This is a genomic window from Morganella morganii, from assembly GCF_019242955.1.
In the GTDB taxonomy this organism is placed as follows: Bacteria; Pseudomonadota; Gammaproteobacteria; order Enterobacterales; family Enterobacteriaceae; genus Morganella; species Morganella sibonii.
In genome coordinates this window covers 3,577,335-3,591,337 of record NZ_CP066129.1, presented here as the reverse complement: position 1 = coordinate 3,591,337, position 14,003 = coordinate 3,577,335, and the positions used below count along the sequence as shown (strand labels likewise).

At 48.9% G+C, this 14,003-nt stretch carries 10 protein-coding genes; 6 read left to right on the top strand and 4 right to left on the bottom strand.

From position 1 onward, the window contains the following. Positions 1-85: 85 nt before the first annotated feature. From nikA to nikE, 5 genes are read left to right on the top strand one after another with little or no spacing between them, the layout of a single operon-like run. Positions 86-1,660 carry a nickel ABC transporter substrate-binding protein gene (gene nikA / locus JC793_RS16875; protein ID WP_218426767.1) on the top strand — a complete coding sequence of 525 codons (1,575 nt, stop codon included), beginning with the start codon at positions 86-88 and terminating at the stop codon, positions 1,658-1,660. Positions 1,661-1,673: 13 nt separating this feature from the next. Next, positions 1,674-2,618, top strand: coding sequence for a nickel ABC transporter permease subunit NikB (gene nikB / locus JC793_RS16870; protein ID WP_166708611.1), 945 nt, complete (start codon positions 1,674-1,676; stop codon positions 2,616-2,618). Between the two features lie 5 nt (positions 2,619-2,623). Next, entirely contained in the window at positions 2,624-3,478 is an 855-nt protein-coding gene (gene nikC / locus JC793_RS16865) for a nickel ABC transporter permease subunit NikC (protein ID WP_200906987.1), read from the top strand. Further along, positions 3,469-4,263 carry a nickel import ATP-binding protein NikD gene (gene nikD, locus JC793_RS16860; protein WP_166708610.1) on the top strand — a complete coding sequence of 265 codons (795 nt, stop codon included), beginning with the start codon at positions 3,469-3,471 and terminating at the stop codon, positions 4,261-4,263. The genes nikC and nikD overlap by 10 nt, the downstream gene beginning before the upstream one ends. Next, positions 4,260-5,063, top strand: a complete 804-nt coding sequence (gene nikE / locus JC793_RS16855; protein WP_046894630.1) for a nickel import ATP-binding protein NikE — start codon at positions 4,260-4,262, stop codon at positions 5,061-5,063. The genes nikD and nikE overlap by 4 nt, the downstream gene beginning before the upstream one ends. 69 nt (positions 5,064-5,132) lie before the next feature. Here the strand turns inward: nikE and JC793_RS16850 are convergent, their stop codons facing one another. Beyond that, positions 5,133-6,065: a VWA domain-containing protein gene (locus JC793_RS16850; RefSeq protein ID WP_218426765.1), complete on the bottom strand. Its 933-nt coding sequence runs from the start codon at positions 6,063-6,065 to the stop codon at positions 5,133-5,135. Positions 6,066-6,283: 218 nt separating this feature from the next. Then, positions 6,284-6,622 (bottom strand): helix-turn-helix domain-containing protein, encoded by a 339-nt coding sequence (locus tag JC793_RS16845; protein ID WP_166708608.1) that lies wholly within the window; start codon positions 6,620-6,622, stop codon positions 6,284-6,286. A gap of 957 nt (positions 6,623-7,579) precedes the next feature. Between JC793_RS16845 and JC793_RS16840 the strand changes: the two genes are divergently transcribed. Continuing rightward, positions 7,580-10,216, top strand: coding sequence for an autotransporter outer membrane beta-barrel domain-containing protein (locus JC793_RS16840; protein ID WP_218426763.1), 2,637 nt, complete (start codon positions 7,580-7,582; stop codon positions 10,214-10,216). Positions 10,217-10,292: 76 nt separating this feature from the next. Here the strand turns inward: JC793_RS16840 and JC793_RS16835 are convergent, their stop codons facing one another. Next, complete coding sequence (locus JC793_RS16835; protein WP_046894627.1) at positions 10,293-10,538, bottom strand: DUF2543 family protein; 246 nt, start codon at positions 10,536-10,538, stop codon at positions 10,293-10,295. Positions 10,539-10,745: 207 nt separating this feature from the next. After that, entirely contained in the window at positions 10,746-13,538 is a 2,793-nt protein-coding gene (locus tag JC793_RS16830; protein WP_218426761.1) for an autotransporter outer membrane beta-barrel domain-containing protein, read from the bottom strand. Positions 13,539-14,003 lie beyond the last annotated feature (465 nt).

The following is a 14,003-nucleotide window of genomic DNA, read 5'->3' as shown; positions in this document are numbered from 1 at the left end:
ACTCTTATATATTATGACTGCATTATTTTAATAACCGGTTTCTGACTTTCTTGTTTATTTGTCTGTGGCACATCAGGAGTGAAATATGCGTAATGTTGTCCGTTCTTTATTATTGTCTGCGGCGCTCGCGGTGGGTTCCTTAAATACCGCCTTTGCCGATCCGCATTTAAATTTTGCCTGGCCGGTAAATGTGGGGCCGTTAAATCCGCACCAGTATGCACCGAACCAGATGGCCGGACAAACCATGGTGTATGAACCGCTGGTCCGTTATATGAATGACGGAACGGTGAAGCCGTGGCTGGCAGAGTCATGGACGGTTTCAGATGACGGAAAAACCTATATTTTTACCTTACGTGATGATGTGAAATTCTCCAACGGCGAAAAGTTTGATGCCACCGCAGCCAAAGTAAATTTCGATGCTATTCTGGCAAACCGCGAACGCCACGCCTGGCTTGAGCTGGCCAATCAGATTACCGGCGTTGAGGATATCGCGCCGAATCAGTTAAAAATCACTCTGAAAGATGCGTATTACCCTATTTTGCAGGAGCTGGCACTGCCGCGTCCGTTCCGCTTTATTGCACCGTCACAGTTTAAAGATGGCGGCACCAAAGACGGTATTATGAAACCAATTGGTACCGGTCCGTGGGTATTAACGGAATCCCGTCTGAGTGAGAAGGATGAATTTGTCCGCAACGAATTATACTGGGGTAAAAAGCCGGTTTATGAATCCGTCACATTTAAAGTGATCCCGGACCCGAATACCCGTGCGGTGGCATTTGAAGCCGGTGAAGTGGATTTACTGTACGGAACGGACGGGATTATTTATCCGGATACCTATCAGCGTTTTAAAAATATGCCGGGATATACCACCAAACTGTCCGCGCCTCTGGAATCTCTGGTGCTGGCAATTAATACCAAAACAGGTCCGACCCGCGATTTAGCTGTGCGTAAAGCGATTAATCACGCAGTCGACAAAGATAAAATGATTGAAAAGGTGCTGTACGGCACGCAGTTAAAAGCGGACACCCTTTTCTCAGAAAATGTACCGTACGCGGATGCCGGTTTGACACCGTATTCTTATAACGTTGAAGAAGCGAAATCCCTGCTGGAAAACGCCGGCTGGAAAGCGAAAACCGAAAACGGTATCCGTGAGAAAGAGGGCGAGCCTCTGGTGGTCGAGCTGAATTTTGTCGGTACTGATGCGGTGGCGAAGTCGATTTCTGAGGTGGTACAGGCAGATCTGCGCCGCGCCGGGATTGATGTGAAACTGGTCGGGGAAGAGGAAAGCAGTATTTATTCGCGCCAGAAAGACGGCCGTTTCGGGATGATTTTCAATGGCACATGGGGTGCGCCGTTTGATCCGCACGCGTTTGTCAGTTCCATGCGCATTCCGTCCCATGCCGATTATCAGGCACAGCAGGGACTGGCGGATAAAGCGGAAATCGATGCCAAAATCACACAGGTGCTGACCACCACGGATGAAAAACAGCGCCGTGCGCTGTATCACGACATCCTGACCCGTCTGCACGAAGAAGCGGTGTATCTGCCGCTGACCTACATCACCGCCATTGCGGTGGCAAAACCGGAAATCGGTGATGTGCCGTTCAGCGCGATGTCGAATGAGATCCCGTTTGATCAGCTGACACCGGCTGTTAAGTGACAGGCCCGCGATTATGATGCGATTTATTTTCCGGCGGGTGCTGCTGCTGATCCCGATGCTGCTCGGCACCTCGCTGTTTATCTTTCTGATCCTGCGCCTGGGGCCGTCAGACCCCGCGCTGGATTATCTGCGGCTGTCTAAAATTCCGCCGACCCCGCAGGCGGTGGAAAGCGCCCGTGAGCTCCTTGGCCTGGATAAGCCGGTTATGACCCAGTATTTTCACTGGCTGTCTGACGCGCTGCATCTGGATTTTGGTATCTCTTATGCCACGCAGAAACCGGTACTGCCGGATCTGCTCTATTTCCTGCCCGCCACGCTGCAACTGGCGGGGCTGGCGCTGGCGCTGACGATTATCCTGTCTGTGCCGATGGGCATGCTGGCGGCGCGTTACCGGGAGAAATGGCCGGATCAGCTGGTGCGTGTGATCGCGTTTATCGGGGTTTCCATGCCGAATTTCTGGCTGGGATTCCTGCTTATTCTGCTTTTTTCCATGCATCTTGGCTGGCTGCCGCCGATGGGGAAAGGTGAAGCAAAACATCTGGTGATGCCGGTGATTGCTATCTCGCTGATGTCACTCGCGATTAATGCCAGGCTGCTGAGGGCAAGTATGCTCGAGGTCGCCGGGCAGCGGCATGTCCGTTATGCGCGGCTGCGCGGGTTGTCCGAAATGACGGTGGAGCGTTCGCATATTTTGCGTAACGCCTGGCTGCCGATCATAACGGCTATCGGAATGCATATCGGGGAACTGCTCGGCGGTGCGCTGATTATAGAGAGTATTTTCAGCTGGCCGGGTGTGGGGCGCTATGCAGTCTCCGCTATTATGAACAGGGATTACCCGGTAATTCAGTGCTTTACTTTGCTGATGGTGGTGATTTTTGTTCTCTGCAACCTGATTGTGGATATTATTTATGCGATTGCGGACCCCCGTATCCGCCTCTCTGCGGAGGGTATTGAATGAGCGATATGATACTGAAAGCCCCGTCCGCCGGGCGGACACTCAGCCGCAATCTTCTGCTGTGGTTTGCGCTGGCCGTGGTGGCGCTGCTGGTTCTCGCGATGATTGCCGGGCCGTGGATCTCTCCGCATGATCCGGATCTGGTAGAGTTATCGAACCGGCTTCAGGCACCGGACAGCCAGTACTGGCTCGGTACCGACCATCTCGGGCGTGATATTTTTTCCCGCCTGATTGCCGGGGCGCGGATTTCTCTCGGAACCGTAGCAATCACGCTGGTGATTATTATGACACTCGGGCTGGTGATCGGCGGTATTGCCGGGTTTACCGGCGGGCGGACGGATCAGATTATCATGCGGTTTACGGATGTATTTCTGACGTTCCCGACACTGGTGCTGGCGCTGTTTTTAATCGGGATACTCGGTACCGGGCTGACAAACGTGATTATTGCGATCGCACTTTCACACTGGGCATGGTATGCGCGGATTGTCCGCGGAATTATTCTCTCGCTGCGTCACCGGGAGTTTCTGCTGGCGGCACGTCTGAGCGGTGCCGGTAATGTGCGGATCTTTCTCCGGCATCTGTTTCCCGCCACTATTTCCCAGTTGATCGTACTGGCGACGCTGGATATCGGCCATATGATGCTGCATGTCTCCGGGTTGTCATTCCTCGGACTGGGCGTGGCGGCACCGACCGCAGAGTGGGGCGTGATGATCAGTGATGCCCGCCAGTTTGTCCGGACATCACCGATGCTGATTTTCTGGCCGGGTTTAATTTTATTTTTCAGTGTGATGGCGTTTAACATCCTCGGGGATGCACTGCGCGATCGTCTGGACCCGACACTGAGGGCCGGAACATGTCATTAAATCATTCTGTACTGGATATCAGTCATTTATCGGCAGGCTATCTGCATAATAATCATGCGCATTTCCTTATTTCTGATCTGTCATTTTCCCTGCGGCGCGGCGAAGTACTGGCGCTGGTCGGGGCGAGCGGTTCCGGTAAATCGATGACCTGCTCTGCGGTACTGGATGTTCTTCCTCCGGGCGTGCAGAAAACACAGGGTACTATCCTGCTGGACGGGCAGGCGGTCACCGGCCAGGCTCTGCGCGGCAGGCAGGTTGCATCGATTATGCAGAATCCGCGCAGTGCGTTTAACCCTGTACGGACAATGCATCAGCATATTATTGAAACACTGAAAGCGACCCGGCAGCCGCTGCATGGCATTGATAAACGCATCCGTGATGTGCTGGCAGAAGTGGAACTGGGGGACAGTGAGCATATTCTGAAGCTCTATCCGTTTGAGATGAGCGGCGGCATGTTGCAGCGGATGATGATTGCGATTGCTATTCTCAGTGATGCGCCGTTTCTGTTTGCCGATGAGCCGACTACCGATCTGGATCTGGTGGTGCAGATGAAAATCCTCGACTTGCTGGATCATGTTGTGGCTGACCGGCAGACCGGACTGCTGCTGATCACTCACGATATGGGCGTGGTGGCGCGTCTTGCCGACCAGGTGGCGGTGCTGTCAGACGGGAAAATTATTGAAACCGGCCCGGCGGAGGATATTTTTGCCCGGCCGCGCTCGCCGGTGACCCGTAATCTTATTTCCGCGCACCTTTCACTGTATGGTCTGGAGCTTTCCGCATGACACTGATCTCTGTTGAACACCTGAGCAAAAGCTACCAAAGCCATTCACTGATGGGGGCGGGAAAACCGCGCTGTATTCTCGATGACATTTCCCTGACCCTGAATGAGGGCGAAACGGTTGCGCTTCTCGGGCGCAGCGGCTGCGGAAAAAGCACGCTGGCGCGTCAGATCTGCGGGCTGGAATATCCGGAAAAAGGGGATGTTTTCTACCGGGGGATGCCGGTACGCAAACTGGATAAAAAACAACGCCGGCAGTTCCGCTCGGAGATCCAGATGGTCTTTCAGGATCCTCCCGGGGCGGTTGATCCGCGGTTTACTCTGGAGCAGACCATTGCCGAACCGCTGAAACTGCTGACCTCACTTGATGAAATACAGCGCAAAGCCCGGATAGCGGAGTTGCTGGATATGGTGGAACTGCCGCTGTCAGTACTCGGTAAACTGCCGTCACAGATCAGCGGCGGGCAGTTACAGCGTATCTGTATTGCGCGGGCGCTGGCACCGGACCCGCGTCTGATTATCCTGGATGAGGCCGTGTCAAACCTGGATATTCATTTGCAGGCATCTCTGCTGACACTGCTTGGTCAGCTGCAGAAAACCCGGGGCATTGCCTATCTGTTTGTCACTCACGATTTGCGGCTGGTCAGCAAATTTGCGGCACGGGTGGTGGTGATGGATGAGGGCAAAATTGCCGAAACCTCACCACAGGGCTGTATTGAACAGCTGCGCCATCCTGCATCACTGGCGCTGAAAAATGCCGTATTACCACCGTTTCCGTCTTCCCGGAGACGTCAATCCGCCTGAAAATAGTACAGAAAAAAGCGCCGTGATATCAGCAGGGCGCTTTTACTCTCATTTTATGGTTTACAGCGCTCAGACTTTATCTGAGCAACTGCATTTGGCGGCGGTTTCTTTGTGATGATGAGTATCTGTGCTGCAACAGGCATCAATAGCTTTGTTGATGATATCCGCCAGCTTATTGACGGTGGAAATAATAGAAGAGAGTTGTTCGCACACATCGCGGCAGTCCGCATGTGAATGGCCGTTATCCGGGATCACCGGCGGAGTCAGACTGTCACAGAGAATTTCCTGTAATACCAGCAGGAAGTTCGCAATACCGGTGGTGTAGATATAAGAACGTCCGCCGGTCTGCTCTGCCAGCCGCTGATACTCCTTTGTCACTTTGTCTCTTTCTGCAACAGACGGGAAGCGGTCAAGGTTTTCCGGCCGGTCATCCGGCGTTCCCTGGTAAGTGTATACTTTAACGCCGTGGAGCTGCGCGACACTTATCGCTTCACTGTTTTTCATCACGGCAGCGTTAGTCAGTATTCCGCCGCCGCCCTCCATACCTTCATCGCCGAGTACAAAAACTGCCCGCCGTGCGCCGGGACGCCAGTCGAAATATCTGCAGGCATCGATAACGGCACGGCACAGATCTTCTTTATTTCCCGCGTGATCACGGCCGTCGGCTTCCGGAAACGGTTCCCGGGCCTGCAGATTTCCGGCGGGAGCGCCTTTGCCCATCAGATAATCACTCAGCGACTTATCAAACCTTGTCCCTGGCCAGGTATCCTGAATGCCCAGGAATGTAGCCCTGAGCTGAGACGGACAGCGGGCAGCCGCTTTTTCTATCGCCGCATCTATTTCCCGGCTGAGATCGGCGGATTCATCAGACATTGAACCGCTGGTATCAATGATAACCACCAAATCCAGAGCAATATCACTGTTACCGCCCATGACGAACACTGACGGGTCAATACCGGCAGCCGGTGCTGACAAATCCTGTGTGCTGAGATCCTGATTCATTGTTTTTCCTCTGTGTTTATTGCAGTGACAGACAGCGGAGGAATAACCTCCGTGTGTTACAGGTGTGTGTTTTCTGTGCAATCTGTTGCGCAGAGGAGCAGTATCTTTTTATTTTTCAGTGATGTATTTCCTAAAAAATAAAAGAGTCAGGCTATTTATTGAGGGGATCATGGCCCCGGTGACAGTGGCATGGCCGGGGCAGAAAGGCGGGGGTATTTTTACAATAAGAAATCAAATCTGTTAATATTTTTATTTAAAAACAATGAATTATCTATATCTAATAATGTATGAACAATATCTGAGGAATCATATTGTTTTCTGAGTTCGTTCAGGAAAACGATCAGTGAAATATCCAGAGCTGTGAGTATCCGGAAAAGCAGGCTGACCGTCAGATTACCTTTACCCAGTTCATAGCGGGAGACTTGCTGCTGACTGATTTCAAGTGTAAAGCCTAATTTTTCACCGCTTATTTTTTTCAGCTTACGAAATCTGTACAGTACCTCCCCGATATTTTTATTGAGTAAATCTGAATTTATGCATTGAAATTTCTGCACCATTTATCTCCGTAGATTAAATCTGTCATAGCAGGAATGGTTGTTATTCCCGATAAATAATTACCGGTTGTGTTTTGGGGTTTTATTTGTATCTCTGGTATTTTTCAAAAAAACTAATTTTGTATCGAATGATTAAAATTAAATAACACATGTTATTTTTTGATGCAAATATAATATCCGTGTGTTTTGTTATTTTCATAAATTTACAAAATTGGTGTGTAGTTTAATCGCTTTTATTTGATGTAGTGCAAAATATAAAGGATTTCTCATGTTTTACATGTTTTTTTTGTTGAAATTTTTTATTCGATCAGATTTGCATCTTGTCTGATAAGGTATGTTAAGTAAATATAGATACAAAAAACGCTATTTTATCTAAAAAACACGTATATTTTCAGTGCATTATGTTTTTCGTGAACATGGGATATAATCTTATTACTTATTATTTTACAGTGTGTTATATCGAAATTTGCATGATTTGAGTTGTTTTTTAGTGACATCATATAAGCGTTAAGATTGATACCGGAATTTGTTGTAAAAAATAACATTTATAACAAAATTCTGTTTGATTTGGTTTCAATACATTAAATTTTGTGTAAATTGCAGTATTTTGGTTTTTTGTTCTATTCTTAATCCAAATATAGATAAATAAAGAATAAACACTCCGGGTTTTTTGTTACTAAGTAATGTTTACTTACATCTTTCATATTAATTCATTGAAATATCAGTTAAAAATAATAAAAACAATTTATTAACATAAGTATCATTAACACGGCTTATGTGTATATGCGGTTGTAATAACATATAAATACACGTAATGTTACTCATGCATATAACCTGAATAACGTCCGATAATAATATAAATCTGCTGACTTTATATATTTATAAAGCCACGGATATTTTTTTAAATTTATTTTTATATTTATATCCTGCTTTTATTGTTACGCCGGGAGGCTTTCCCCTATGAAAAAATATAAATCTGTAAAAAGATTCGCATTACCGGTATCTATTATACTGGGGTCGGGATTATATTCTCTTCCCGGTATGGCGGATCCCTGCACATCGGTTACAGACGGAGACGGACAAAAACATCTGACCTGTAGCTCAACCATCTATTATTACAGCGCCGGTGATCACGGCGGAACCCCGTTATCCGATTATGCAAGTGTGACCATTAATACCACGCCGGACGCGTCAACCTCTCCACTCCAGGGGTGGGCGGTTTACGGGAACAGCAGCACCTATAATTTTAAAGAACTGAATATTGAGACCAGCGGCGCCAAAGCTGACGGAATTGTGACAAAAAACGGTGCCAGTAAGATCAATATTGATAAATTAACCATTACAACCACCGGGTCCTCTGCGGATGGCCTGAACGTTGGCAAGGAAAGCAACGGCACAATTATTACTGTAGGTGACAATGCCTATATTGATGCCTGGGGCATGGGCGTCCGCGCTAACTCATCAACCACGGGAACAAATGAAAACCTGATCACTCTCGGGAAAAATGCGGTCATTATTTCCCATGAAGCGGGCAGTAATCTGGAATTTTTGGGTCGGGAATTAGGTACCGGCTATGCGGTTTATGCCGGGAATACTAATTCAGCAGCAACCGGCGATGCCCGTGTGGTGATTGGCGATAACAGCACTATTGTGGCAAACGGCAGCTCAGCGCATGCGGTTTATGCCAACAAAGGCGGTATTATCGAGCTGGGTTCAACGGATATCCGCGCCGAAGGTACGACGGCGCACGGTATTTATGCCGAAGCCGGATCGAAAAAGGTCGGCGGTGCAACAGTCACTGCGGGCAGTCAGGTGTATCTCGGTGGTGATACCACCATCAATGTAATCAGTGACGGCCGGAAATTTTCCCTGTATGCCAAAGGCGCGGATTCACAGATCACCTCTTCTGATCGCTTGTCCGGTGACAGCATCCGCAGCGTATTCACCGTTGACGGTGATATGAAAGCGGAGACAAAAGGAATTATTGATCTGCAGATGGCGGATAACAGCCGGTTTACCGGCAGTACCAACTCACTGGAATACAATGCGGCAGGCGCGCCGAATACATCCACAAACGGTACCATTAACATGGATATTGCCGGTGCAAACAGTATCTGGAATATGACGGCTGATTCTGTGCTGTCAAACCTGACACTGACCGGCGCAACACTCCGTTATAACGCACCGGATGATCTGACCGATCCGGACGCCTTTGTGCCGAAAACACTGACCGTAGCCGGCGATTACACCGGTAACGGTGGCCGCCTGATTCTGAACACGGTACTGAACGGGGATGATTCACCGACGGATAAATTGCTGATCAAAGGTAATTCTGCCGGAACCACGACAGTCAGTTTTGTGAATATCGGCGGGCAGGGCACACTGACGACGCTTAATGGTATTGAAGTTATCACCGTTGACGGTACTTCTGACGGTACTTTCTCGCAGGACGGGCGGATTGTTGCCGGGGCGTATGATTATTATCTGGGACGCGGTAAAAACGGTAATGAGAAAAACTGGTATCTGACATCAGACTACAGCCCGGTGACACCGGGTCCTGATCCGGAACCAGAGCCGGAACCGAAACCAAAACCGGAGCCGGAGCCGAAACCGATAGTCCGCCCGGAAGCCGGGGGATATATTAATAACCTGTATACGGCAAATAACCTGTTTAATGTGCGTCTGCATGATCGCCTCGGGGAAACCCAATATACCGATGTGCTGACCGGTGAGCGCAAGGTGACCAGTCTGTGGCTGCGGAATGTGGCCGGACATTCAGTGGTGAAAAGCGGTGACGGGCAGTTAAAAACCGGAACAAACCGTTATGTGGTACAGCTGGGCGGGGATATCGCGCAGTGGTCTGATAATGATCTTAACCGCTACCATATCGGGTTAATGGCAGGTTACGGCCGGATCAGCGGCAAGACCACAAACCATATTACAAATACCCGGGCCAGCTCTCACGCAGATGGTTACAGTGCAGGGATCTACGGCACCTATTACGCCAATGAGGCGGATAAAACCGGTCTGTATGTTGACAGCTGGGTGCAATATAACTGGTTTAAAAACCGGGTTGACGGGGATGAATTACCGGAAGAGAAATATAACTCTGACGGTATCACGTTGTCTGCTGAAGCCGGGTACAGCTTCCTGATCAATGAAACACAGGGCAGTGAGGGCAGTATTAACCGCTGGTATATTCAGCCGAAAGCACAGGTGACTTATATGGGTGTGAAAATGGATACACACACAGAAAGGGGCGGTACCCGCGTATCCGCAACCGGTGAAGGGAATATCCAGACCCGTCTCGGGGTGAAAGTATACGGTCTGGGACAGGCATTGCAGGATAAAGAAAATGATCGTCACTTCCAGCCGTTTGCTGAAATTAACTGGCTGAATAACAGTAAGATGACCGGTGTTTCCATGAATGGTGAGCACGTCAGCCAGTCCGGTACCCGCAATATTGGTGAAATCAAAGTGGGGATTGAGGGACAACTGACCCGCAATGCAGATATCTGGTTTAATGTGGCACAGCAGGCCGGCAGTGATAACTACTCGGATACACAGGGTATGTTAGGTCTGAAATACCGCTTTTAACTGTAAATAAGACTTCCGGCCGTGATAACAGCGATTCTGTTATCACGGCTTTTTTGTGTCCGGCGGCAACAGAGATTTAATCGTTACCCCAGCGGTTAAGAAACTCTGCGATATCATCGATACGCTGTTTATTGATACCGGCTTCAGCCGCCATCTTTTTCTGAGCATCCTCACTGATTTCTTCGCCGTTCGTCAGACAGGTGATCAGCAGCTGGAAATAGTGCGCCAGCCCGTCGTACTCCTGCTCTTCAACCGGCTCTTCCGATTCCAGCGCATACTCATCCGCGATGTCATAGTATTTATCCGGTACTATATTTTCCATAAATCCCTCCGGGGCTAACGCCGGTGTCAGTGGTTGGTATTGTCCCATTGTATCTGATCCGGCTTCTTTTTCGCACCAGGCCCGGTGTCCGATCGCTGAATAAAACAGCGTCTCTGTTTTTATGTCCGGATTCAGACATAAAAAAAGACCCCCGATCATTATCGGGGGTCTTGTCGCGGAGCCGGTTTTGCTATTTCCGCTGTATTATCAGAAGCTGTAACGGATACCCAGGTTGCCGCTGTAAGGTGTTTCCACATGGCTGCCTTTGGCATAGTTGAACTCTGCATAGGCTGACCACTGATTATTCATCTGTGCAGTCAGACCCACACCGTATTTACCGACGGTTCCGGACATATCGTTGCTGAATGATTCGGTGTCATTGATCACCACGCCGTTGTTCTTTTTAAACTCGTGGCTGACTGCCAGACGGGCGTAAGGTTTAATCAGTCCGCCGTTTTCAGTGATAAACGTTTTACCGAATGTGGTACCGATTTCACCTTTCACAGATTCAGCAGCATCAGCTTTCACTTTCATATCGCTGCTGAAACGGTAGTCCGTTTTTTCGCCGCGGAAGTAAGATCCCAGTACATAAGGCTCGATAAAGTAACTACCCGCTGTGATGTGTTTACCGCCTTCCACAGAGAAACCGATACCGTTGGTGTTATCTTTGGCAGTGGTTTTGCCGTCATTAAACTGCGCGCTGTTTTTGGTTCTGAAATGGTTGGCTTTCAGCACGCCGTCCACATAGTAGCCGCTGTTGTGCATCCAGGTGGTGTAAACACCAAGACCCAGGCTGTCCACTTTACCGTCACTGGTGCGGGCATCCAGTTCAGAATGCGTGTAGGAGAACATTCCGCCGATCAGCAGGCGGCTGTTATCCAGCGCAATCGCGTGGTCGCTGCCCAGCATCAGTCCGTTCATATCCTGGGTGTAACCGACATTGCCGGTTGAGATACGGTTACGGCTGCCGATATATTTACCCCACACACCATCCTGCGCAGTCTGGTTATCACGCAGATCACCCAGGCGGGTTCTCAGTGTGGATAATTCGCTGTTCCAGATAGTTGGCGTTACGTTTGCCATTGCGATGGCGTTTTTACCGCTCTCGGAGATTTCAGGCTCCGGTTCCGGTTTTGGTTCCGGATCAGGACCCGGGTCCGGATTTGGTGCCGGTTCATTTGCTTTCGGTGATAAATACCAGTTATCACTGTCCTGCTCATCACCCTGTACCAGGTAATATTTATAAGCACCGAGGTCAACACTGCCGTTCACCAGTGCAAAACTGTTGCTGTCACTGCCGTTGGCAAAAATCAGATGGTGCGGATTCACACCGCCGCGGCTTTTCAGCTCCTGACCGGAATCCATCACTCTGACATTAAACTCACCGCTGATACTGTTGCTGATATTCAGGAAATCACCGGTACCGCCGTTAATATTGGTGTTCATGACAAAGGTGCCGGAACCGGTCAGATCTGAAATCTGCAGGCGGCTGTATTTACCCGCATCACTGCCGTCGCTGCTGCCGAATACCACAGTTCCGTTGTTGGTCAGTTTTTCAATGGTCGCTTCGGATTCACTGGTGGTGTCATTATGCTTCAGATACAGGAACGCATTATCACCGGCCAGATTAAGGCGGGTAACATACGCGCCTTTCGCATCCAGTGCACCGGTCCAGCTGTGAAGGCTGCCGCCCTCCATGGTTACTGAACCGTTATTCACATTCAGGTCACCGGTGGAATATGCGCCATAGGCAATAAAGGATGAACCGCCATTTTCAACGGTGGTATCCTGAATATGACCAAATTCCCTGACCAGTTGTGTGCCGCCGTTAACCAGCGTACCAACCGCATCGGCATAGTATTCAACAATCTGCTGACCGCCCTGATGGATCACAGACCCGGTGGCAACCTGATCTTTGCCAATCCATCCGTCCCGTTCAACCCACTGCCCGCCGGTCCAGCCGCCTTTTTTACCGCTGACAATCTGCTGTCCGTAAACCTGAGTATCAATGGCTTCACCGGTCTGAATACGCTGCACACCACCTTCATAAATAATGGCATTCTTTGCTGTCTGCTCATCAATCCGGAAAGCATCATCGGATGTCCATTTGCCATTCAGCCATTCGCCGTCAACACCGGTAATAATCTGGGTACCATAAACACGGGTATCTTCAGTATTACCGTGGGTAACAAATTGCAATGCTCCGTGGTTAATTGTTGTATTGCTGTCGGTCACTCCGTCCTTTCCGGCATAGATCTGCTGAACTGCGCCGTTATACAACACGGTATCTATCGTGTTACCGCTGCTCATCTGATAGCTGCCGCCACCGATATGGCTGTTGGTTGCGGTGCCGCCATAGATAATATGCTGCCCGCCATTGACGACGATGACATCTTTGGTATTTGAGGTACTGGTAACGGATTGTTCCAGATAACCGCCGTCGATTAAAATTGCCTGGGCATAGCCCCGCGTACCGACTACCATTTTCCCGCCGGTATTTACCGTGGTGTTATACGCCTTGGCATCATTGTTCAGACTGATGCTTCCGTTATTTTCAACAATTGTGTTATACGCTACGGAATCGTCCATCATCGACATAAAGCCGCGGTATATTTTGGAAGGATCAGATGGATTAGCAATTCCGCCTTTGACAATATTCCCGATAGCAACACTACCGCTTCTGAATGTGGTCTGGAAGGAATCGATCGTATTATTCAGACTGTAAGAATTATTCTCGACATAAAGTATTTGCTCGGGAAACCAGGTGCGGGTTAATGTCTGCCCGTTAATATATTGGTTACCGGTGATAATAGATTGGTATTTATTGTCCCATTTATCCTTTGCGATTGGCCAGCCGTCAGTCGCACTGCTGAGAATCGCATTAATATCAGGAGTTTCAGCCTCTGACTGAAAAGGTGGTGGTGGTTCCGGTGTATCCGTGGCATAAGCGCTGAAAGAAACAGAAAACAGTGCAATCAGCACTGAATTATTAAATGTCATATCCAAGTCCTGGTTATAAAAATGAATTAAAATTATTTATCAGATTTAATATGGTGTTGCGGGCTATATAAAAATCGTCCGGAAATAAAACGGAATAATATTTTTTAATTGGTAATAAAATAATGAGGAACCCGGGGAAATACTGTCTTCCGGTGATATATCGGATATACAGCCCGTGGATAAAAAATATCACGCAGAGGATAATGCCTCTACTCATGTCTGTTGTAATGAGAGATTAATGTGTAACAATTTAAGAATAGTAAGGAAATAATCTGAGGGTATGAGGAATATTAAATTATTTAACCGCAGAGTATACCTGAAGACTGACAGTCGCGTTTTATTATTGAAAGTACCGGGTTGTGGTGGAAGTATCCCGGTGCGCAGATATCAGCTGAAACACAAATGTACGGATTAACCGCGTCACCGGGATATATGTATCCATCAGTTAATTTTCTGATTTCACTG